At 70.5% G+C, this 22084-nt stretch carries 18 protein-coding genes; 13 read left to right on the forward strand and 5 right to left on the reverse strand.

Annotation, left to right across the window (positions count from 1 at the left end; all coding sequences use genetic code 11):
• Positions 1–63: 63 nt before the first annotated feature.
• The gene (locus ACIPY5_RS14100) at positions 64–609 is read left to right on the forward strand and encodes a MerR family transcriptional regulator (protein ID WP_309341241.1); all 546 of its coding nucleotides are present in this window, start codon (positions 64–66) and stop codon (positions 607–609) included.
• Between the two features lie 81 nt (positions 610–690).
• Here the strand turns inward: ACIPY5_RS14100 and ACIPY5_RS14105 are convergent, their stop codons facing one another.
• Positions 691–1500: a ParA family protein gene (locus ACIPY5_RS14105; RefSeq protein ID WP_045252454.1), complete on the reverse strand. Its 810-nt coding sequence runs from the start codon at positions 1498–1500 to the stop codon at positions 691–693.
• A gap of 83 nt (positions 1501–1583) precedes the next feature.
• On the opposite strand from ACIPY5_RS14105, the gene ACIPY5_RS14110 reads away from it, so the two are divergent.
• The 4 genes from ACIPY5_RS14110 to ACIPY5_RS14125 all read left to right on the forward strand — a co-directional run bounded on the left by ACIPY5_RS14110 (position 1584) and on the right by ACIPY5_RS14125 (position 8455).
• Positions 1584–4997 (forward strand): pyruvate carboxylase, encoded by a 3414-nt coding sequence (locus tag ACIPY5_RS14110; RefSeq protein ID WP_400971733.1) that lies wholly within the window; start codon positions 1584–1586, stop codon positions 4995–4997.
• Positions 4998–5134: 137 nt separating this feature from the next.
• On the forward strand, positions 5135–7132 hold the full coding sequence (locus ACIPY5_RS14115) for an AAA family ATPase (protein WP_400971735.1): 1998 nt from the start codon (positions 5135–5137) through the stop codon (positions 7130–7132).
• Entirely contained in the window at positions 7132–7623 is a 492-nt protein-coding gene (locus ACIPY5_RS14120; protein ID WP_400971736.1) for a peptide deformylase, read from the forward strand. Before ACIPY5_RS14115 ends, ACIPY5_RS14120 begins: the two co-directional genes overlap by 1 nt.
• A gap of 16 nt (positions 7624–7639) precedes the next feature.
• Positions 7640–8455: an isocitrate lyase/phosphoenolpyruvate mutase family protein gene (locus ACIPY5_RS14125; protein ID WP_400971738.1), complete on the forward strand. Its 816-nt coding sequence runs from the start codon at positions 7640–7642 to the stop codon at positions 8453–8455.
• 70 nt (positions 8456–8525) lie between these two features.
• On the opposite strand, the gene ACIPY5_RS14130 is transcribed toward ACIPY5_RS14125, so the two are convergent.
• Positions 8526–10382, reverse strand: a complete 1857-nt coding sequence (locus ACIPY5_RS14130; protein ID WP_396652878.1) for an AMP-dependent synthetase/ligase — start codon at positions 10380–10382, stop codon at positions 8526–8528.
• Positions 10383–10522: 140 nt separating this feature from the next.
• Here ACIPY5_RS14130 and ACIPY5_RS14135 point away from each other — a divergent pair, with 140 nt between their 5' ends.
• On the forward strand, positions 10523–11212 hold the full coding sequence (locus ACIPY5_RS14135; RefSeq protein WP_292715054.1) for a 1-acyl-sn-glycerol-3-phosphate acyltransferase: 690 nt from the start codon (positions 10523–10525) through the stop codon (positions 11210–11212).
• A 64-nt stretch (positions 11213–11276) separates the two neighbouring features.
• The gene (locus tag ACIPY5_RS14140; RefSeq protein WP_105687131.1) at positions 11277–12611 is read left to right on the forward strand and encodes a class II 3-deoxy-7-phosphoheptulonate synthase; all 1335 of its coding nucleotides are present in this window, start codon (positions 11277–11279) and stop codon (positions 12609–12611) included.
• 122 nt (positions 12612–12733) lie between these two features.
• Here the strand turns inward: ACIPY5_RS14140 and pknB are convergent, their stop codons facing one another.
• Together pknB and ACIPY5_RS14150 are read right to left on the reverse strand one after the other, a co-directional pair.
• The gene (gene pknB / locus ACIPY5_RS14145; protein WP_400971740.1) at positions 12734–14662 is read right to left on the reverse strand and encodes a Stk1 family PASTA domain-containing Ser/Thr kinase; all 1929 of its coding nucleotides are present in this window, start codon (positions 14660–14662) and stop codon (positions 12734–12736) included.
• Positions 14663–14753: 91 nt separating this feature from the next.
• Positions 14754–15782, reverse strand: coding sequence for a LysM peptidoglycan-binding domain-containing protein (locus tag ACIPY5_RS14150; RefSeq protein ID WP_400971742.1), 1029 nt, complete (start codon positions 15780–15782; stop codon positions 14754–14756).
• Between the two features lie 172 nt (positions 15783–15954).
• Here ACIPY5_RS14150 and ACIPY5_RS14155 point away from each other — a divergent pair, with 172 nt between their 5' ends.
• The gene (locus ACIPY5_RS14155; protein ID WP_400971744.1) at positions 15955–16305 is read left to right on the forward strand and encodes an Rv2175c family DNA-binding protein; all 351 of its coding nucleotides are present in this window, start codon (positions 15955–15957) and stop codon (positions 16303–16305) included.
• 7 nt (positions 16306–16312) lie between these two features.
• Here the strand turns inward: ACIPY5_RS14155 and ACIPY5_RS14160 are convergent, their stop codons facing one another.
• Positions 16313–17398, reverse strand: a complete 1086-nt coding sequence (locus ACIPY5_RS14160) for a polyprenyl synthetase family protein (RefSeq protein WP_400971746.1) — start codon at positions 17396–17398, stop codon at positions 16313–16315.
• Positions 17399–17536: 138 nt separating this feature from the next.
• Here ACIPY5_RS14160 and ACIPY5_RS14165 point away from each other — a divergent pair, with 138 nt between their 5' ends.
• The 5 genes from ACIPY5_RS14165 (at position 17537) to ACIPY5_RS14185 (ending at position 22083) form a co-directional block, all read left to right on the forward strand.
• The gene (locus tag ACIPY5_RS14165) at positions 17537–17908 is read left to right on the forward strand and encodes a DUF3040 domain-containing protein (protein WP_309339969.1); all 372 of its coding nucleotides are present in this window, start codon (positions 17537–17539) and stop codon (positions 17906–17908) included.
• A gap of 262 nt (positions 17909–18170) precedes the next feature.
• Entirely contained in the window at positions 18171–18602 is a 432-nt protein-coding gene (gene mraZ, locus ACIPY5_RS14170; RefSeq protein ID WP_251442017.1) for a division/cell wall cluster transcriptional repressor MraZ, read from the forward strand.
• Positions 18603–18711: 109 nt separating this feature from the next.
• The gene (rsmH, locus tag ACIPY5_RS14175; protein WP_400971750.1) at positions 18712–19665 is read left to right on the forward strand and encodes a 16S rRNA (cytosine(1402)-N(4))-methyltransferase RsmH; all 954 of its coding nucleotides are present in this window, start codon (positions 18712–18714) and stop codon (positions 19663–19665) included.
• A complete protein-coding gene (locus tag ACIPY5_RS14180; RefSeq protein ID WP_309339974.1) occupies positions 19662–20237 on the forward strand; it encodes a hypothetical protein in 576 nt (191 codons plus the stop codon). The genes rsmH and ACIPY5_RS14180 overlap by 4 nt, the downstream gene beginning before the upstream one ends.
• A gap of 61 nt (positions 20238–20298) precedes the next feature.
• On the forward strand, positions 20299–22083 hold the full coding sequence (locus ACIPY5_RS14185) for a penicillin-binding protein 2 (protein ID WP_309339976.1): 1785 nt from the start codon (positions 20299–20301) through the stop codon (positions 22081–22083).
• The last annotated feature ends 1 nt before the right edge of the window (position 22084 follow it).

The raw sequence follows: 22084 nt of genomic DNA on the forward strand, positions 1-22084 counted from the left end.
TGGAGTCATCGACTTTCAGGTAGTGGTTGAAGGATGCTGTTCCTTCAGGATGAGGAGGATGCGATGAGCGCCGAGGAACGGGGCGATGCACCGTCGTTCGGAGACGATCTCCTCTTCACCGACGGGCTTCCCGCGATGGACGACGAGGTCGGCTACCGCGGGGCCGTGGCCGCCCGCGCGGCGGGCATCACCTATCGCCAGCTGGACTACTGGGCGCGCACCGAGCTGGTCGTCCCGACCGTCCGCGGGGCGAACGGATCCGGATCCCAGCGCCTCTACGGCTTCCGCGACATCCTCGTGCTCAAGCTCGTCAAGGAGCTGCTGAACACCGGGATCTCCCTGCAGCAGATCCGCACCGCCGTCGATCAGCTCCGGGCCGCGGGCATCCGCGACCTCGCGGGCACCACGCTCATGAGTGACGGCGCCTCGGTCTACCTGTGCACCTCGAACGACGAGGTCATCGACCTGCTCAGCCGCGGCCAGGGGGTCTTCGGCATCGCGGTGGGCAAGGTGTTCCACGAGGTCGAGGCCACGCTCGTCGAGTTCGACGCCCTCGCGCCCGAGCCGATGGACGACCTCGCGGCACGTCGCTCGCGTCGCACCGCCTGATCGCGCGGCGGGAAACGGAAAGAGCCGGCCCCTCGGGGACCGGCTCTCGTCGTATCGGGGCTCTCCGAGCCGCGAGCGCGCTCAGACGCGGGTGTCGTCGGGCAGCGCGATGCGCCCCGTGCGGATCACCCGGTCCAGCAGAGTGTCGAAGTCGGCGGCGAGCTCCTGTGCGGAGTCGCCGGGCCAGATGTGCAGCGGCTTGGCCGCGCCCTGGGCCTGCTGCAGGGAGGTGCGCTCCGGCAGCTGCGGCGAGAGCACGAGCGGGCCGAACATGTCGCGCAGCTCCTTGATGCGGAACTGGTGCTCGATCGACTGCGGGCGGACGCGGTTGACCACGATCCCGAGGGGCTGCAGCCGGGGGGAGAGGCCGCGGCGGATCTCCTCGATCGCGCGCAGAGCACGGTCGGCGGCGGCCACGGAGAACAGTCCGGGCTCCGTCACGACCATGACGCGGTCGCTCGCGGCCCAGGCGGTGCGCGTGAGCGCGTTGAGAGAGGGCGCGCAGTCGATCAGCACGAGGTCGTAGTCGGCTTCGACGGCCGCCAGCGCCTCCTCGAGCTTCCACACGTCGCGCACGCTCGGGTGCGGGCCGTCGAAGTTGATCGCGGACGGGCTGCCGATGAGCACGTCGATCGTCCCCGGGTGCACCTTCGCCCAGCCCGAGGACGTGATCGCCTGTCGGACGACCTTCTCCTTCGGGTTCGCCAGGACATCGGCGATGTTCAAGCGCCCAGCGACCTGGATGTCCATGCCGGTGGAGACGTCGGACTGCGGGTCGAGGTCGACCACGAGGGTCCGGACGCCGCGGGCGAACGCCGCCGAGGCGAGGCCGAGGGTCACGGTGGTCTTGCCGACACCGCCCTTGAGGGAACTGACGCTGAGTACGTGCACGGAGACCACGTTACCTTCCTCTAGGCTGAGGAAACACTCAGCCCCCCGATGCGCGTCGCTGCGCAACCAGTGTTCGAGGTGCCATGTTCCAGAAGATCCTTGTGGCCAATCGTGGAGAGATCGCGATCCGGGCCTTCAGAGCCGCGTTCGAGGTAGGGGCGAGGACCGTCGCGGTCTTCCCCTGGGAGGATCGCGGATCCATCCACCGCCAGAAGGCGGACGAGTCGTATCAGATCGGCGAGGTCGGGCACCCGGTGCGGGCCTACCTCGACGTCGAGGAGATCATCCGCGTGGCGCGCGAGTGCGGTGCGGACGCGATCTACCCCGGCTACGGATTCCTCTCCGAGAACCCGGAGCTCGCGGCCCGCGCGGCCGAGAACGGGATCGCCTTCATCGGGCCGCCGGCCCATGTGCTGGAGATGGCCGGCAACAAGGTGACGGCGAAGCAGCACGCGGTCGCCGCAGGCGTGCCGGTGCTGCGCTCGACCGATGCCTCGGATGACGTGGACGAGCTGGTCGCGCAGGCCGAGGGGATCGGATTCCCGATCTTCGTCAAGGCCGTCGCGGGCGGCGGCGGACGCGGCATGCGCAGGGTGGAGACGCTCGGCGAGCTCGCGCCCGCGCTGGCCGAGGCCATGCGCGAGGCGGGGAGCGCCTTCGGCGACGCCCGCGTCTTCCTGGAGCAGGCCGTGCAGAGGCCGCGGCACATCGAGGTGCAGGTGCTCGCGGACGGCACGGGTCACACCGTGCACCTGTTCGAGCGCGACTGCTCGGTGCAGCGCCGCCACCAGAAGGTGGTCGAGATCGCTCCGGCGCCGAACCTCGACGACACGATCCGCAAGGCTCTGCACGGTTACGCCGTCGCCTTCGCGAAGTCCATCGGCTACCAGAACGCCGGCACGGTCGAGTTCCTCCTGGAGACGGCCGGCGAGCGGGCGGGCGAGGTCGTCTTCATCGAGATGAACCCGCGGATCCAGGTCGAGCACACCGTGACGGAGGAGGTCACCGACGTCGACCTCGTCCAGTCGCAGATCCGCATCGCGGCCGGTGAGACGCTCGCGGACCTGGGCCTCGAGCAGGAGGACATCCAGCTGCGCGGCGCCGCGCTGCAGTGCCGGATCACGACGGAGGATCCGGCCCAGGGCTTCCGCCCCGACACCGGGCGCATCACGACCTACCGTTCGCCGGGCGGCGCCGGGATCCGCCTCGACGGCGGCACGACGGCGGCCGGTTCGCAGATCAGCCCGCACTTCGACTCGATGCTCGCGAAGCTCACCTGCCGGGGCCGCGACTTCCCGGCGGCCGTCGCGCGGGCGAAGCGCGCCCTCGCCGAGTTCCGGATCCGCGGCGTCGCGACGAACATCCCGTTCCTGCGCGCCGTGCTCGACGACCCGGCCTTCGTCTCCGGCGACGTGTCGACGCTCTTCATCGAGGAGCGGCCGCAGCTGCTCACCAGCAACCCTTCGAGGGACAGGGCGACGCGACTGCTGAACTGGCTCGGCGACGTCACCGTGAACAAGCCCTACGGCGAGAAGCCGCTCTCGCCCTCGCCGGGCAGCAAGCTCCCGAAGATCGACCTGAGCGCCGAGCCGCCCGCCGGAGCCCGCGAGCGGCTGCTCCGCCTCGGACCCGCAGGGTTCGCCCGCGCGCTCCGCGAGCAGACGGCCCTGGCGGTGACCGAGACGACGTACCGCGATGCGCATCAGTCGCTGCTCGCCACACGTGTGCGCACCCGTGACCTGGTGCGCGTGGGCCCGCATGCGGCGCGCATGACGCCGCAGCTGCTCTCGATCGAAGCCTGGGGCGGCGCGACCTACGACGTCGCGCTGCGCTTCCTCGCCGAGGACCCGTGGGAGCGCCTGGAGGCGCTGCGCGCCGTGATGCCGAACATCCCGCTGCAGATGCTGCTGCGAGGACGCAACACGGTGGGGTACACGCCCCGGCCCGTCGAAGTGACGAACGCCTTCGTGCGCGAGGCGGCGTCGACCGGGGTGGACATCTTCCGCATCTTCGACGCCCTCAACGACGTCTCGCAGATGCGTCCCGCGATCGATGCGGTGCTGGAGACCGGCACCGCGGTCGCCGAGGTGGCGCTCTGCTACACCGGCGATCTGCTGGACCCGGCGGAGCAGCTGTACACCCTGGACTACTACCTGGGGCTCGCGGAGCAGATCGCGGAGAGCGGCGCGCACATCCTCGCGATCAAGGACATGGCGGGGCTCCTCCGGCCCGCGGCCGCGGCGCGGCTCGTGTCCGCGCTGCGCGAGAGGTTCGACCTCCCGGTCCAGGTGCACACGCACGACACCGCCGGCGGACAGCTCGCGACGCTGCTGGCCGCCAGCGCGGCGGGTGCCGACGCCGTGGATGCCGCCGCCGCACCGATGTCCGGCACGACGAGCCAGCCCTCGCTGTCCGCCCTGGTGGCGGCGCTCGCGCACACCGAGCGGGACACCGGGCTCGACCTGCAGGCGATCGGCGACCTCGAGCCGTACTGGGAGGGCGTTCGTCAGCTCTACCGGCCCTTCGAGTCGGGGCTGCCCGCGCCCACCGGCCGCGTGTACCACCACGAGATCCCCGGCGGTCAGCTGTCGAATCTGCGGCAGCAGGCGATCGCGCTGGGTCTCGCGGACGACTTCGAGCGCATCGAGGACATGTACGCGGCGGCCGACCGGATCCTCGGCAGGATCCCCAAGGTGACGCCGTCCTCGAAGGTCGTCGGCGATCTGGCGCTCGCGCTCGTGGCGGCGGGCGCGGATCCCGCGGACTTCGAGCAGAACCCGCAGAACTACGACATCCCCGATTCGGTGGTCGGCTTCATGGCCGGAGAGCTGGGAGACCTGCCCGGCGGATGGCCGGAGCCGTTCCGCACGAAGGTGCTCGCAGGGCGCCAGGTGTCGATCGACGTGGTCCCGATCTCCGCGGACGAGCAGCGCGCGCTCGAGGGCGAGAGCCTCGAACGCCGGCAGGCGCTGAACCGGCTGCTCTTCCCCGGGCCGGCCGCCGAGTTCGAGCGCAATCGCGCCGCCTTCGGCGACCTGTCCGCGCTCGGCACGCCCGACTACCTCTACGGTCTCGTGCCGGGAGAGGAGCACGTCGCGGAGATCGATCCGGGCGTGCAGCTCTACGTCGGACTCGAGGCGATCGGCGAAGCGGACGAGAAGGGCATCCGCACCGTCATGACGACGCTGAACGGCCAGCTCCGCCCCGTGTTCGTGCGGGATCGCTCGCTCAAGGTCGATGTGCGCGAGGTGGAGAAGGCCGACACGTCGAAGCCCGGTCAGGTGGCGGCGCCGTTCTCGGGCGTGGTGACGATGAAGGCCGAGGTCGGCGACGCCGTGCGCGCCGGTGAGCCCATCGCCTCGATCGAGGCGATGAAGATGGAGGCGGCGATCACGGCACCCGTCGACGGCGTCGTGGAGCGCGTCGCGATCGGCGCCACGCAGCAGGTCGACGCCGGCGACCTCCTGGTCGTGATCCGCCCGTCCCACACCGACTGAGAGCCGCGGAGAGGGGCGGAGGGCGGCCCGCGAAGGGCACCCTCCGCCCCGGCCCGCCGCGTCGGGGTGCGGCGAAGTGCACTAACCTTGTGCGTTGTGATGCGCGCCGACAGGGCGTATCACGGGGGAGAAGCATCATGAGCACAGAACGCAGGAATACACAGAGCGAGGATCCCGAGGAATCCCTCGGAATCCTCGACAGCACCGGTGCCATCGGCACCGTCGGCATCGGGCTGCTCGGCGACGCCACGGCACAGGTGCAGGTCGCACTGCCCGTCGCGGACGACGACGATCTCGTCGACGACGACGTCACCGACGGGGAGGCCTTCGCCGACCTCGTCCTCGACGCCGACCCCGCTGCCCTCGTCCCCGAGGACGACGGAATCGGCCGGATCCATCTGGGGACCGGCTTCTCGGACATCGTGATCGAGATCCCGGCGGCCGCCGCCGAGGACGTCGTGGTGGCCGAGCTCGTCGAGGACGGCGCCGGCGCGGCCCCCGAGGCCGACGCGGACGCCGGATCCGAGGACGAGGACGTCGCGCCGACGGGCGAGGCGGACGCGGCGGCCGATGAGCCGACCGCGTCCGAGGACGTGCTCGCCGAGGCCCCCGAGGACGAGGACGACGCGGAGCCGACGGCCGCCGACGAGGGAACCGTGGGCGACGCGTCTGTGGGCGACGCGTCTGTGGACGACGCGATCGTCGACGACGAGCCTGCTGATGGCGAGCCTGCTGACGACGAGCCCGCTGATGACGATCCCGCTGATGACGAGCTTGCTGACGTCGTGACCGCTGACGAAGAAGCGGAGCCGGAGCACGAGGAGCCGACGGCCGAGCTCGTTCCGGCCACGGCCGACGAGGCGTCCGAGGACGTCGAGCACGAGGACGTCGTGCCTGAGGACGTCGTGCCCGAAGATGTCGTGCCTGAGGACGTCGTGAGCGTCCCGGACTCCGCACCGATCGAGGTCGACGAGCGCCCCGTCGATGTCGCGGCGGGGGAGCCGCTCGCCGCACCCGTCGAGTCGATCGTGCTCCGGGCTGTCGAGCCGACCGAGCCTGGGCCGGTGCGAGGGCTCGAGGTGACCACCGCGACCTCCGCCGCGGCAGAGGAGGAGACCATGACCGCCGATCACGCCCGCACCCCCGAGCCCGACCTCGCGTCGCGACGGCTGGACCAGCTCGGCGACCGGCAGCGCGAGAGCGCGGACCTGCTCACCGCCGACCGGCTGCTGGATGCCAGCAAGCTCGTGGGGCCCGAGCCCGAGGGGCTGTGGAGCCACCTGCTCTACACGGTTTCCGGCCGCCGCATCAACCTCGGAGACGGCAAGCGCGCCCAGGAGCGCAAGGCGCTGAGCGCGCGCATCGCCGCACCGCTGTCCGGAACGGCCCGCTTCGTCCCCGTGCTGAGCCGTAAGGGCGGCGTCGGCAAGACGACCGTGACGGCGCTGCTCGGAATGGCGCTCGCCGACTCGCGCGAGGACCGGGTCATCGCGGTCGACGCGAACCCCGACCGGGGCACGCTCGCCGACCGCATCGCGCGCACCAACAGCAAGACGGTGCGCGATCTGGTGCGGATCCACGACCAGGTCACCGGCTATCACGACATCTCTGCCGTGGTCTCGCGCGACGCGACCCGCCTCGACGTCCTGGCCTCGGACGCGGATCCGCGGGTCTCCGAGGCGTTCAACGACGAGGACTACGACCAGGTCGCCTCGGTGGCCGCGCACTACTACTCGCTCGTGCTCACCGACACCGGCACCGGTATCGTGCACTCGGTGATGGGCGCGACCCTGGACCGTGCGGACACGATCGTGATCGTCGCGGGCCTGAGCGTCGACGAGGCGCGGCTCGCGTCCGAGACGCTCACGTGGCTGGAGACCAACGGCTACGCCGACAAGGTGCGCGATGCCGTCGTGGTGCTCAACCAGTCCACTCCCGGATCGCCCATGGTGCGCCTGGGGGAGCTGGAGGCGCACTTCCGCACCCGCGTCGCGCACGTTCTGCGCATTCCGTACGACGCCCGGATCGCTGCCGGCAGCGCCATCACGTTCGCCGCTCTGCAGCCCGAGACCCGGCAGGCCGCGCGCGAGCTGGCCGCGATCGTGGTCGAGGGCCTGAGGGAGCAGGCGGCCTGATGGCGGTCCGCGAGATCCGGCTCTTCGGAGACCCCGTGCTGCGCACCGTGTGCGCGGAGATCGGCACGATCGACGACGGCGTGCGCGCCCTCGTGGCCGACCTCGTCGACAGCGTCGAGCTCCCCGGCCGCGCCGGGGTCGCCGCGCCGCAGATCGGCGTGGCGCTGCGCGCCTTCAGCTACAACATCGACGGCGACATCGGCTACGTGCTGAACCCGGTGCTCGTCGAGGTGCGCGGCGAACCCGTGCCGACCGGGGAGGGCTGCCTGTCCGTGCCCGGCCTGTGGCACGACGCGCTGCGCTACCCGTGGGCGCGCGTGGAGGGCATCGACCTCGACGGCGAACCCGTGGTGCTGGAGGGGGAGGGCCTGCTGGCCCAGGCCCTGCAGCACGAGACGGACCACCTCGACGGCAAGGTCTACCTCTCCCGGCTCGCCCCCGAGACCCGCAAGGTCGCGATGCGCGAGGTGCGCGAGAGCCCCTGGTTCTGATGCCGGAGGGATCGGCATGACGGTTCCGGCAGCACAGCGCTCCCGCGCCGAGGCGTTCCGCTCGCTTCACGTCCCCGGGGATCCGCTCGTGCTCATCAACGCGTGGGATCCCGTGTCCGCGCGGATCACGGAGCAGGCGGGCGTGCGTGCGATCGCGACCACGAGCGCCGGGATCGCCTGGGCGAACGGCAGCGCAGACGGCCACCGTCTCGATCGGGCCGTCGCGCTCCAGGCGCTGCGGCGGATCATGGACGCCGTCGGGGACAGGCTCCCGCTCACGGCCGACCTGGAGGACGGGTTCGGAGACGCGCCGGGCGCCGTCGCCGAGACCGTGGCGGAGGCCGTCGCGATGGGCGTCGTGGGCGTCAACCTCGAGGACTCGCTCCGAGCGCCGGGGGAGCAGGCCGAGCGGCTGACCGCGGCCAGGACCGCCGCGGAGGCCGCGGGCTGCCCGCTCTTCCTCAACGCTCGGATCGACACGCACTCGCTGCTCGGCGATGCGGAGCGCTGGATGGCCGAGACCGTGACGCGCGCCCGCGCGTACGCCGAGGCGGGCGCGGACGGCATACTCGTCCTCGGAGCGGTGCCCGTGACCGCGCTCCGGGAGCTGGCCGATGCCGTGGATCTGCCCGTGAACGTCGCGCTCGATGCGACCACGCCGGCGGTCGCCGAACTCGCCGCCGCGGGCGCGGCGCGGATCAGCGTGGGATCCGCGGTCGCGGAGGCCGTGCATGCCGCCACGCTGAGGATGGCGCACGAAGTCCTGGGCGAGGGCGTGGCGACCTCGACGGCCGAGCGCCTCCCGTGGGGGCGGCTCAACGCCCTGTTCTGACCAGCCGCGCGGTTCCGTGCGCACGAGAAGGGCCCCGGGGGATCCCCCGGGGCCCTTCTGGTGTCCGCGCTCAGCCCAGCGGCACGGTCGTGGTCGCGGTGGTCTCGTCGTAGATCGCGGCGACCTGGGGCGCGAAGTCCTTCATGATCACGTTGCGCTTGATCGAGAGCTTGGGCGTGAGGTGCCCGCTCGCCTCGGTCCACTCGGAGGGGAGGATCGTGAACTTGCGGATCGACTCGGCGCGCGACACCCGGGTGTTGGCGACATCGATCGCGCGCTGCACCTCGGCACGCACCGCATCGTTCGTGGCGGCGTCCGCGAGCGACATGTCGGCCGGCAGCCCGTTGTTCGCCAGCCACGACGGCAGCATCTCGGGGTCGAGCGTGACGAGCGCTGCGATGAACGGCTTCTGATCGCCGACCACGACCACCTGGCCGACGATCGGGTTGGCGCGGATCGGATCCTCGAGCGCGGCGGGGGAGACGTTCTTGCCGCCGGCGGTGACGATGATCTCCTTCTTGCGACCGGTGATCGTCAGGAAGCCCTCGTCGTCGAAAGAGCCGAGATCGCCGGTGCGGAACCAGCCGTCGCGGAACGCGGCCTCGGTCGCCTCCGGGTTGTTCCAGTACTCCTTGAAGACGTTGATGCCGCGCACCTCGATCTCGCCGTCGTCGGCGAGGCGGATGCCCACCCCGGGCAGAGCGGGGCCGACCGTGCCGATCTTGGACTTGTCCGCCAGGTTCACCGTGGCGGGGGCCGTCGTCTCGGTGAGGCCGTAGCCCTCCAGGATCACGACGCCGAGGCTGTGGAAGAAGTGGCCGAGGCGGGCGCCGAGCGGCGCGGATCCGGAGATCGCGTACTGGATGTTGCCGCCCATCGCCTCGCGGAGCTTGGCATAGACGAGCCGGTCGAACAGGGCGAACTTGATCTTCATGCCGAGCGGGATCTTCGCGCCCTCCTCGACGAGGCGGGAGTGCTCGATGGCGGTCGCCGCGGCGGCGCGGAAGATCTTGCCCTTGCCGCCGGCCTCCGCCTTCTGCTCGGCCGAGTTATAGACCTTCTCGAACACGCGCGGCACGGCCAGGAGGAAGGTGGGCTTGAAGGAGCCGAGCGCAGGGAGCAGCTGCTTGGTGTCGGGCTGGTGGCCCGTGCGCACGCCGGCGTGGATGTCGAGGATCGAGATGAACCGCGCGAACACGTGCGCGGTCGTGATGAACAGCACGGTCGAGGCGCCCTGGATGGAGACCACGTCGTCGAGCGACTTCGCGGCGTTGCGGGCCAGCTCGACGAAGTTGCTGTGGGTCAGCACGCAGCCCTTGGGGCGGCCGGTCGAACCGGAGGTGTAGATGAGCGTGGCGATGTCCGCCGCGTTCGCGATCACGCGACGGCGCTCGATCTCCTCGTCCGGCACCTCGGCGCCCTGCGCCGTGAGCTGTGCGATCGCGCCGAGGTGCATCTGCCACACGTCGCGCACGAGCGGGAGGTCGCCGCGCACCTCGTCGAAGCGGGTGAAGTGCTCGGGGGACTCGACCAGGAGCGAGATCGCCCCGGAGTCCTCCATGATCCACTGGATCTGCGACGGGGAGCTGGTCTCGTAGATCGGCACCATCACGGCGCCGGCGTAGAACAGCGCGAAGTCGACCAGGGTCCACTCGTAGGTCGTACGGGCCAGGAAGCCGACCTTCTCGCCCGGCTGGATCCCGGCGGCGACGAACCCCTTCGCGAGGGCGATCACCGCGGTGCGGAACTCGGCGGCCGTGATGTCGCGCCACCCGGCGCCCTCCGGCACGGAGAACAGCGCGAGATTCGGGGTCTTCTGCACCCGCTGCTCGAGGAGGTCGGTGATGTTGTCCTCGGGTGCGGCTTTCACGATCGCGGGGACTTCGAACTGGACCACGGCAACTCCTTCGGGGCCGGACGGGTACATGCTTCCCAGGAGTCTATGCCATGGGGCGCCTGGGGACGGGGCATCTACGGTGAGATTCAGTCGCACGATCCGTGAAACTGCGTCGCAAGGGTGAACCTGACTCTCGTCCTGGTCGCGGCGGCGGGATAGACTGCGGGGCGATGATCTACTGGTTCATGAAGTACATCGCCATCGGGCCGCTGGTGAAGGCGATCTTCCGCCCGTGGGTCGTGGGCCGTCAGCATGTGCCCGTCACGGGCGCGGCGATCATGGCGAGCAACCATCTGTCCTTCTCGGACTCGATCTTCCTGCCGCTCATGCTGGACCGGAAGATGTCCTTCCTCGCCAAGAGCGACTACTTCACGGGCAGGGGCCTCAAGGGCTGGGCGACCCGCATGTTCATGAAGGGCACGGGGCAGCTGCCCATCGACCGTTCCGGCGGCAAGGCCTCCGAGGCCTCGCTCAACACGGGGCTGGGCGTGCTCGGGCGCGGCGATCTGCTCGGCATCTACCCCGAGGGCACCCGCAGCCCCGACGGCAAGCTCTACCGCGGCCGTACCGGCATCGCGCGGATGGCGCTGGAGGCGAAGGTCCCGGTGATCCCCGTGGTGATGGTCGACACCGATGTGGCGATGCCGACCGGGCAGCGCATCCCGAACATCATGCGCGTGGGAATGGTGATCGGCGAGCCCCTCGACTTCTCCCGCTACGCGGGCATGGAGAACGACCGCTACATCCTGCGCTCGGTCACCGACGAGATCATGGTCGCGCTGCAGCGCCTGGGGGAGCAGCACTACGAGGACGTCTACGCCTCGACGGTCAAGGAGCGATTGGCCTCGCAGGCTTCCTAGGGCGCCTGGCCGCGGACGCTTCATAGAGCGATCCGCCCCCTTCCCGGCACCCTAGGATGGGGGGATGCCTCAGCCTCTCGATCTCGACTCGTGGCGCGCCCTCCCGATCAAGCAGCAGCCGCAGTGGCCCGACGCCGAGCGCGTCGCCGAGGTCTCCTCGCAGATCGCCGCGCTGCCTCCGCTGGTGTTCGCCGGTGAGGTGGACAACCTCCGCGAGCGCCTCGCCCGCGCCGCCTCCGGACAGGCGTTCCTGCTCCAGGGCGGCGACTGCGCCGAGACCTTCGCCGGTGCCACCGCCGACCAGATCCGCAACCGTATCAAGACGGTCCTGCAGATGGCGGTCGTGCTCACCTACGGCGCCTCGATGCCGGTGGTGAAGATGGGGCGCATGGCGGGGCAGTTCGCCAAGCCGCGCTCGAGCGACACCGAGACCCGCGGCGACGTCACCCTCCCCGCGTACCGTGGCGACATCGTCAACGGCTATGACTTCACAGAGGGATCCCGTGAGGCGAACCCCTCGCGCCTGCTGCAGGGGTACCACACGGCCGCCTCGACGCTGAACCTCATCCGCGCCTTCACCCAGGGTGGCTTCGCGGATCTCCGCGAGGTGCACTCCTGGAACAAGGGATTCGCGCAGAACCCGGCGAACCAGCGCTACGAGCGCATGGCCGCGGAGATCGACCGTGCGATCAAGTTCATGGAAGCCGCGGGCGCCGACTTCGACGAGCTCAAGCGCGTCGAGTTCTTCACCGGGCACGAAGGCCTGCTGATGGACTACGAGCGGCCGATGACCCGCATCGACTCGCGGACGCTCACGCCGTACAACACTGCGGCGCACTTCCTGTGGATCGGCGAGCGCACGCGCGAGCTCGACGGTGCGCACGTCGACTACTTCTCGAAGATCCGCAACCCGATCGGCGTGAAGCTCGGCCCCACCACGACGACCGACACGGCGCTCGCGCTCATCGACAAGCTCGACCCGAACCGCGAGCCGGGCCGGCTCACGTTCATCACGCGCATGGGCGCGGGCAAGATCCGCGAGGCCCTGCCGCCGCTGCTGGAGGCCGTGAAGGACTCCGGTGCGCAGCCGCTGTGGGTCACCGACCCCATGCACGGCAACGGCATCACCACGCCGACCGGCTACAAGACCCGTCGCTTCGACGACGTGGTCGACGAGGTGCGCGGCTTCTTCGAGGCGCACCGCGCTGTGGGCACGTTCCCCGGAGGCATCCACGTCGAGCTCACGGGCGACGACGTCACCGAGTGCCTGGGCGGATCCGAGCAGATCGACGAGGAGGGGCTGGCGACGCGCTACGAGTCGCTGTGCGACCCGCGCCTGAACCACATGCAGTCGCTCGAGCTCGCGTTCCTCGTCGCAGAGGAGCTCGAGAAGCGCTGACACGCCGCTGTGACAGAAGGTCCGGTACCGCGCCGCGGTGCCGGACCTTCGTCGCAGACGGGAGGCGCCGGACCTTCGTCGCAGACGGAAGCGGACGGCTCACTGCGATGCGGACGCTCGGATCAGCCGGAGACCTTGACCCGGATGGTCGAGTTCTTGTCCACGCTGTCGCCGGCCTTGGGGTCCGTCCCCGTCACCTGGAACAGGCTCCAGGCGATCTCCGGCACGCTGGTCTGCGGGTTCAGGCCCGCGTTCGTGAGCGTCTGCATGGCTTCGGCGAGGTTCCTGCCGACGACGTCGGGCACCGTGACGGGCTGGGGGCCCTTCGACACGTTCAGCACGATCGTGTCGCCGGGGCGCCAGTTGCCGCCGCCCTCGCGGTCGCCGATGCCGATCACGCGGCCCTTCGGCACGCTGTCGCTGTAGGACGCGGCGGAGCTGGAGTCGGCATTGAGCTGCACGGCCTTGAGCTTGCTCGTGGCGTCGTCGACCGTCAGGCCGGTCACGTCCGGCACGGGGCCCAGGGAGACGAGAAGGCGGATCTGGTCACCCTCGAAGACGGTGCAGCCCTCACCGCACTCGTAGGTCGCGCCTCCCGCGCGCGGGGTGACCTCGGCATTGATCACGAGACCGTTGTCCGCCCCGGAGAAGAGCGACACGGAGTCCTGCAGGGTCAGGTGCAAGGGCGCGAGCGTCTGCTTGGCCTGCTGCTCGGTCATCGCGTCGAGCTTGGGGAGGTCGTGCTTGGCGGGTCCCGCCGAGATCAGCACGGTGACCTTCGCCTTCTTGTCCACGCGGGTGCCCGAGCCGGGATCCGTGCGGATCGCCTGGCCCTGCGGCACGTTGAGGGAGTTCTCACTGCCCTGAACGGGGGTGAGGCCCTCCTTCGTGATCGTGGCCGCGGCGACCTCCCAGGTCTTGCCCGCGACGTCCGGCACGGAGAGCTTCGAGCCGGGGCCCGATCCGAACCACCAGCCGGTCCCGCCGGCCAGGACGGCCAGCAGCAGCACGAGGACGAGCAGCAGCGCCCCGCGGGAGCGCCGGTGCGCGGTGCGGCGGCGCAGCAGCGTGGCGTTGTCGAGCGGGGCGTCCGCCGCGGGCGCAGGGGCGGTCGAGGTGGGGACGCCGGGCAGCACCAGGGTCTGGTCGCCGGTGTCGCGCATCGGCACGACCGTGGTCTTCGCGGTGGTCGGACTGGGCGTGACGCCCAGCTCGCGCTCGATCACGCGCAGGCGCTCGAGCATCTCCTGCGCATCGTCCGGGCGCTCGTCCGGCGACTTCTCGGTCGCCCACAGCACGAGCTCGTCGAGCTGCTCCGGCACACCGGGGTTCCGCACGCTCGGACGCGGGACCGAGTCGGTCGCGTGCTGGAACGCGATCTGCATGGGCTGCTCGCCCTTGTACGGCTGCTCGCCGACGAGCATCTCGTAGAGCATGATGCCGAGCGCATAGATGTCGCTGCGGGCGTCCGCAGTGCCGCGGGTGACGAGCTCGGGGGCGAGATAGGCGATCGTGCCCATCAGCTGGGCGCCTGAGGCGGTGTTCGCCGTGGTCGCGCGGGCCAGCCCGAAATCGCCGATCTTGATCCGGCCGTCCTCGGCCAGCAGCACGTTCTCGGGCTTGACGTCGCGGTGCACGATGCCGGCGCGGTGCGCGGCGGCGAGCCCCGAGAGCACCGCATCCATGATCGTGATGGTCTGCGGGACGGTGAGGCGGCGCTGCTCGCGCATGAGCTCGCGCAGCGTGATGCCGGGCAGATACTCCATCACGAGGTAGGCGAGTTCGCCGTCCTGACCCTGGTCGAAGACGTTGACGACGTGCGGGTCGGCGAGGCGGGCGGCCGCGCGGGCCTCCTGGATGAAGCGGCTCTGGAACACCGAGTCGTCGCTGAGGTGGCCGTGCATGACCTTGAGCGCGATGCGGCGCTCGAGGCGAAGATCCGTGGCGACGTACACCGTCGCCATGCCCCCACGGGCGATCCGCGCGCGGACGCGGTAGCGACCGTCGACGAGCCGCCCGATGAGGGGGTCGGCTTGTTGGCTGGTCGTCACGGCAAGAGTCTATGGAGAACTCGCTGAGAGCCCGGGGAACGGCTCGCGTGCGGGCGCTTTTCCGTTCTCGGGGAGCGGATCCCGCGACGGTTCAGCCGAGCGCCGCGAGCCAGCCGTCCGCCTGCGGCTCCCACAGTCCGTAACGGGCGGGGAAGGCGGAGATCTGCACGTCCTGCGCGGCCTCGCTGAAGCCGAGGTCCTCCCAGCCGGGGATGTCCAGCAGACCGTTGGTGTGCGGCGTGCCCAGGTAGAAGGCCCTGATCGCGTAGTCGGCGTCCGCGATCTGCTCCGGCGTGCCCCAGCCCGTGCTGGGGCGCTGCTGGAACAGGCCGATCGAGTCGCGGTCGCCGGACGGGGTGTTCACGAGGCCGGACTCGACCATCGCGGTGGCCAGGGCGATCGCGATGCCGCGGTCGCTCACACCCAGCTCCCGGCCGACGCGGATGATGTGCTGTGCGTTCGCGGTCTGCACCTCGCTCAGGACGACCTGCGGTGCCGTGTACGTGTCGGGTGCGGGCTGCGGCGCGGCGTCGACGGCAGCCGGAGCGGGCGCGGGGGCCGGAGCCGGCGCGGGTGCGGAGAACCGGAGCGTCTGGCCGGGGTAGATGATCGAGTCGGGGGAGAGCCCGTTCGCCGCGTAGAGTTCTGCGAGCGTGATCCCGTGCTCGTGCGCGATCGACCACAGCGTGTCGCCCGCGACCACGGCGTAGCCGGGAGCGGCGGCGTCGGTCGCCGCGGCGGGGGCCGGGGCCTCCGCGGGCACCGCGGCGGGAGCGGCGGACCCGCCGAGGGCGAGCACCTGGCCGGGATAGATGATCGAGTCGGATCCGAGTCCGTTCGCGGCGTACAGTGCGGCGACGCTGGTCCCGTGGGCGCGCGCGATGTCCCAGAGCGTGTCGCCGTCCTGCACGGTGTACGTCGTCGGCGGTGCGGTCTCGGTCGGAACGCTCCTGGCGGACAGCGCGGCCGCGATCGCACCGGTCGGGAGCGCGGTCAGCGGGGTGCGCACGGGGGTGTGCGCCTGCGCGGGCGCCGCCGCGAGCGCGGTCGCCACCGTGGTCAGCAGCACGGTCGGCACGGCGAGGCAGAGCGCGCGGCGCGGACGGGTCGTGGTCGTCATGGATCCCCCGATTCTGACGTCTGACGCCGCGCGCGTCCTTGCGCGTACGGCCCTACGACGCTGTCACGGATGTGTACTCAAGTCAACTGAAGTGATGAATGTGAAAGATGTGATCAAGGGCGGAGATGCGCATGTGATCGCCGGTCGCGCCAGGGGATGAGAACATTGCTGAGTGTCTGAAACGGAAACGACGGCCCCGACGGCCGAATGGTTGACCCTCCCCGAGCTCGTCGAGATCCTGGGCGAGACGCTCGGACGCGTGCGCCGGCTGTTCGACGAGCAGTACCTCGTGGGGTCGCGCCGCAACGGGCCGCTCGCCGTCCCCGCGGTCTTCCTCAAGGACGGTCAGCCGCTCGCATCTCTGCGCGGCACGATCATCGTGCTCAAGGACGCCGGGTTCAGCGACGACGAGGCCATCGACTGGCTGCTCGCCGAGGAGGAGTCGATGGGCCGCGCGCCGATCGCCGCCCTGCGCGAGGGGCACAAGAGCGAGGTGCGCCGGGTCGCCAGAACCCTGGCCTGATCCGACCTCAGGCGGTGCGCTGCGTCGCGTCGCGCGCGAGCCCGCGCAGCAGGTCGAGTGCGGCGGCGTCCAGCGGGGCGCCCTGCAGCGCCGCCTCGCCCGACTCCGCGTACTCCGTGATCAGCTGCTCCATGCGGGTCAGCGCGCCGGACTCCACGATGATCTCCTGCAGGCTCGCGATCTGATCCGCCGTGAGATGCGGGTCGCCGAGCAGCTCGTCGACGATGCGGCGCCCCTGCGGGGCCAGCGCCTGGCGCGTCCAGGCGATCAGCAGTGTGCGCTTGCCCTCCCGCAGGTCGTCGCCGGCGGGCTTGCCGGTGACCTTCTCGTCGCCGAACACGCCGAGCACGTCGTCGCGCAGCTGGAACGCCATTCCGAGCGGGTGGCCGAAAGCGCGCAGCGCCGCCTGCTGCGTCCCATCGGCGCCGGCGATCGCCGCCCCGATCAGCAGCGGCTGTTCGACGCTGTACCGTGCGGCCTTGAGCGAGACGACGCGCAGGGCGCGCTCCGCATGGCCGTCATCGACGTTCACGCTCCACGCCGACTCCTCGGCGATGTCCAGGAACTGGCCGATCGTGACGTCGCGGCGCATCCTGGCGTACTCCGCGCGCACGGCGTCGGCGTGCGCGCTCGCCGCGATGCCCGCTTCGAGCAGGTCGTCGCTCCAGGCGACCAGCAGGTCGCCGAGCAGCACGGCGGCGGCACGGCCGAAGTCCACGGCGCTCCCGCTCCAGCCCTGTCCGACGTGCGCCGCCTCGAGAGCGCGATGCGCGGAGGGCCTGCCGCGACGGGTGTCCGAATTGTCGATCAGATCGTCGTGCACGAGGGCGGCGGACTGGAACACCTCGAGCGCGGCGCAGGCGTCCCAGAGGGCGGTCGGCTCGACGTCGATCTCGTCGGTTCCCGCGACCGAAGCCCAGCCCGCATGGCAGAACCGGGCGCGCAGCCGCTTGCCTCCGCGGAGGGTGGCCTCGGCGGATGAGACGAAGGCGGAGGCATCGGGTCCGTACGTCGCGGTCTCCTCTCTCATCCGGGCGACGAAGGCGTCGAGGCGGGCGGAGACCTGGTCGATCACAGCGGAGGAGGATGCCACCGGATCAGCCTACCCAGCACGGTCAGGACCCGGTCGCCGGCGCGTTCTGCAAGGTGATGCCCAACTCCCAGCCGAATCCCTACCCTGGTGCATCCCGGCACGCGTAGACTGTCGGGAAGACCACCCGAGGGGGACGAAATGCCACTCTCCGAACAGGAGCAGCGTCTGCTCGACGAGATGGAACGCCATCTCATGCAGAACGACGCCGACGTCGTTTCCGCGCACGCCGGAGACCGCGCGCTCAGCTATCGCAATCTCATCTACGGAGCCGTGCTGCTGCTGGCCGGCGTCGGCGGCCTGATCGTGGGCGTCGTGGTCGGCAACATCGGCGGGATCATCATCGGCGTCATCGCGTTCGCCGCCATGCTCGGCGGGCTCATGCTGGCGCTGACCCCGGTGCACCAGACCGGTGGACGCGACGGGGGATCCGCCACGAAGACGAAAGAGCCCTCACCGTCGTTCATGGATCGCATGAACGATCGGTGGGATCGCCGCCACGAGGAGCGCTGACCTCCTCGCTCAGACCTGCTGAGGGCCCGGACGCTACGGCGTCCGGGCCCTCCGTCGTTCCCCGGAGCCCGCCCACCCCCGATTCCTCCCTTTCTCCCCACAGATCCCTCCACTCCACTCCACAGGCCCCTGTTCCGCGTGATTCCGCGGAACAGGGGCCTTCGTCATCCCCGCCTCCCCGCAGCTGCGGACACGAATAGGTATCGAAATGGAGGGATGTGGAGTAAAGTGGAGGAAACGGCGGCGAAAGGGGGATAGGCGCATGTTGCTCGGCACGCATTCCCCCAAGCTCGACGACAAGGGCCGTGTCATCCTCCCCGCCAAGTTCCGCGAAGACCTCGCCGGCGGCATCGTCGTCACCCGAGGTCAGGACCGCTGCCTCTACGTGTTCAGCACGGCCGAGTTCGAGAGCGTGCACGAGCGCATCCGCCAGGCGCCGCTCGCGAACAAGGAGGCGCGTGCGTTCCTGCGCATGTTCCTCTCCGGGGCGAGCGCCGAGATGCCGGACAGCCAGAACCGCATCACGATCCCCGCCCACCTGCGCGCATACGCCGGCCTGGGCAAAGAACTCATCGTCACCGGTGTTGGCGCGCACGCCGAGATCTGGGACGCGGCGGCGTGGAACGCGTACGCCGAAGGACACGAAGACGCCTTCGCCGAACTCGAGGAGGAGGTGATCCCCGGCCTGTTCTGAACGGGCCCCTGGCTGTGACTCCCAGCCGCTCCCGCCCCGGCGCACCTTCCCCGGTGCCGGGTCGAGCGGATGGGGATCAGGGCCAGGGACCGGAGGGCCGAAGGAAATCATGGACATCCGTCGCATACACACCCCCGTGATGCTCGAGCGCTGCGTCGAGCTGCTGGCACCCGCCCTGCAGCGCGACGGGGCGATCCTCGTGGACGCCACGCTCGGCATGGGCGGGCACTCCGAGGCCTTCCTCGAGCGCCTGCCGCACATCCGCCTGGTCGGTCTCGACCGCGACACCGACGCCCTGCGGATCGCGGGGGAGCGGCTCGCCCGCTTCGGCGATCGCGTCACGCTGGTGCACACCGTCTACGATGCGATCGGCACCCACGCCGAGGGCGCGTCCGGAATACTCTTCGATCTCGGCGTCTCGTCGCTGCAGCTTGACGAGGCCGAGCGCGGCTTCGCGTACGCCAAGGATGCGCCGCTGGACATGCGGATGGACCAGTCGAGCGGTGTCACCGCCGCCGAGGTGCTCGCCACCTACAGCGAGGGCCAGCTGCGCCGCATCTTCGAGCGCTATGGCGAGGAGAAGCTGGCCGGACGCTATGCGCGAGCGATCGTCGCGGCCCGTCAGTCCGCTCCGCTGGAGCGGTCGGGACGCCTCGTCGAGGTGCTGCAGGAGGCGACCCCCGCCGCGGTGGCGCGCGCGGGGCACCCCGCCAAGCGCGTCTTCCAGGCGCTGCGGATCGAGGTCAACCGCGAGCTCAACGTGCTGGCGGACGCGATCCCTGCCGCGATGGACGCCCTCGTCCTGGGCGGGCGCATCGTGGTCATGTCCTACCAGTCCCTGGAGGACCGGCTCGTCAAGCAGGCCTTCGCCGCCGCCTCCGCGTCGACCGCGCCCGCGGGGCTGCCCGTCGAACTGCCGGAGCACGCGCCGCGGTTCAAGACGCTCACCAAGGGCGCGGAGCTCGCCGACGAGGACGAGCGCGCGGCGAACCCCCGTGCCATCCCGGTGCGCCTGCGCGCCGCGGAACGAGTGCGTGACGATCAGAGGAGCGCCGCGCGATGAGCCTGGCCGAGAACGCCCTGCTGCAACCCGAGTTCGATGAGCCGGAGCGCTCCCGCCATCTCCGCGCGGTCGAACGCCCCGCCCGCCGTCGTCGTCCGCGGCTGGCGTACGCCATCGTCGCCCTCGCCGGGGCCGCCGTCATCGCCGGGGCGCAGATCGCGCTCACGCTCGCGACCACCCAGGACTCGTTCGTGGTCGCGAAGCTGAGCCAGCAGAACAAGCAGCTGACCTGGCAGGCGCAGGCCGCCGCCCAGGACCTCGACGGGGTCAGCTCGCCGCAGTCGCTCGCCGCGGAGGCCGCCAAGCTCGGACTCGTGGTGGGCGGCAGCGCGAACTATCTGCGCCTCAGCGACGGCAGCGTGATCGGCGCCGCCGGACCTGCGGCCTGGGCGTCCACGGTCAACCCCACGGGCGCGAACGGCGTTCCGAACGCGCTGGTCCGCGACACGCCGCCGCCCGCCGAGAGCAACCCGGGGGGAGCGGGCGTACAACCGAAGACACAGGAGACGCAGCCGGTGCAGCCGGCGGCGCCGCCCACGGCCGAGGGACTGCCGACGCCGACCATCCGCTGACCACGGACCGCACGCACCCGCACGAGACGATGACAGACCGCGAGCCCCGGACGGAGATCCGATGACACCCCGAGCCAGCCGGACCCCGCGCCGGCGGACCGTTCTCGCCTTCGGACTGATCCTCGCGGTCATGTGCGGGTTCCTCGTGCGCCTCGTCGACATCCAGGTGGTGAGCGCGTCCGCGAACGTCAAGCAGTCCATCGAGACCGGCGACCTCGGCACGACCAGGTCCATCGACGGAGCCCGCGGCACGATCCAGGACTCGAACGGCACGGTGCTCGCGGAGAGCCAGCTGGTCTACGACCTGCAGATGGATCCGAAGGCGATGCACGGCCTCGAGACCGCGAAGACTCCGCCCAAGCTGCCCTGGACGAAGGCGGCGGACAAGATCGCCGCGATCACGGGGCTGACCGGTGACGAGGTGCGCAAGATCGCGTCCGACGCCCTGGCCGCGAACCCCGACTCTCAGTACGCACCGATCAAGAAGGGCCTGAGCACCGATCAGTTCCTGAAGATCCGCGCCCTCGGCCTCGACTATCTCGCCGCGCTGCCCCGCTCCGTCCGGGTCTATCCGAACGGAGCGGTCGCGGGCAACCTGCTCGGCTTCATCTCGGGCGACGGGGAGCTCACCGGGCTCGAGCAGACCCAGAACAAGTGCCTGAGCGCGACCAAGGGGCAGGAGTCCTATCTCACCGGCCGAGACGGCGTGATCATCCCCGGCAGCCAGCAGGAGAAGCCCGCGGTCAACGGGGGCACGGTGAAGCTCACCATCAACACGGAGCTGCAGTGGTACCTGCAGCAGATGATCTCCGAGGAGGTCAAGGCGCAGGGGGCCAAGGCCGGCACCGTCACGGTCGTCGAGGTCGGCACGGGCAAGATCCGTGCGGCCGCCGAGTATCCGACTGTCGACCCCAACGACCCGGGAGCGGCGAACCCCGAGGACCGCGGATCGCGCATCTTCTCGACGAGCTTCGAGCCGGGATCCACGTTCAAGGCGATCACCGCCGCCTCCGTCATGGAGTACGCGAACGCCGACGCCTCGACGTCGATCACCGGGGCGTCCAGCCACGAGGAGTTCCCGAACGGCGCCGTGATCAACGACGCCTTCGAGCACCCGGCCTACGACTACACGCTCGCCGGCGCTCTCATCGACTCGTCGAACGTCGCGCTGTCGAAGTTCGGCGACATGGTGACCGACCAGCAGCGCTACGACGAGCTGGTGAAGTTCGGCGTCGGCAGCAAGACCGCGATCGACTTCCCCGGTGAGGCCTCCGGCATCATCCACCCGGTCAAGGACTGGGACTACCAGTCCCACTACACGACCACGTTCGGCCAGTACTACACGGTCACCGCACCGCAGGTCGCGAGCGCCTATCAGGCGATCGCCAACGGCGGCGTGAAGATCCCTCTCTCGCTCGTGGAGTCCTGCACGGACGCCTCCGGCAAGGTCTCCGAGGTCCCGACGCCCAAGCCGCAGCGCGTGTTCGACGCGACCAAGGACGCCGAGCTCAGCCGCATGATCGAGAACGTCGCCGTGCAGGGCAGCGTCTCGGACGAGATCAAGGTCCCCGGCTACCGGATCGCGGCCAAGACCGGAACCGCGCAGAAGCCGGATCCCGAGACCGGCGCGTACAAGGAGGGGATCTACTTCACCAGCATGGTGGGATACGCCCCCGCCGACCACCCGGAGTACGTCGTCGTGGTCACCCTCGACGAGCCCACTAGGGTAACCTCGTCTGCGGCCACCGCGCCCGCCTTCCAGAAGGCCATGACGCAGGTGCTGAAGACCTATCGCGTGCAGCCCTCCACCACACCCATGGAACCGCTGCTGCCCAAGTACAAGTGAT

Origin of the sequence: Microbacterium sp. NPDC089698 (assembly GCF_044749045.1) — a bacterium.
In the GTDB taxonomy this organism is placed as follows: domain Bacteria; phylum Actinomycetota; class Actinomycetes; order Actinomycetales; family Microbacteriaceae; genus Microbacterium.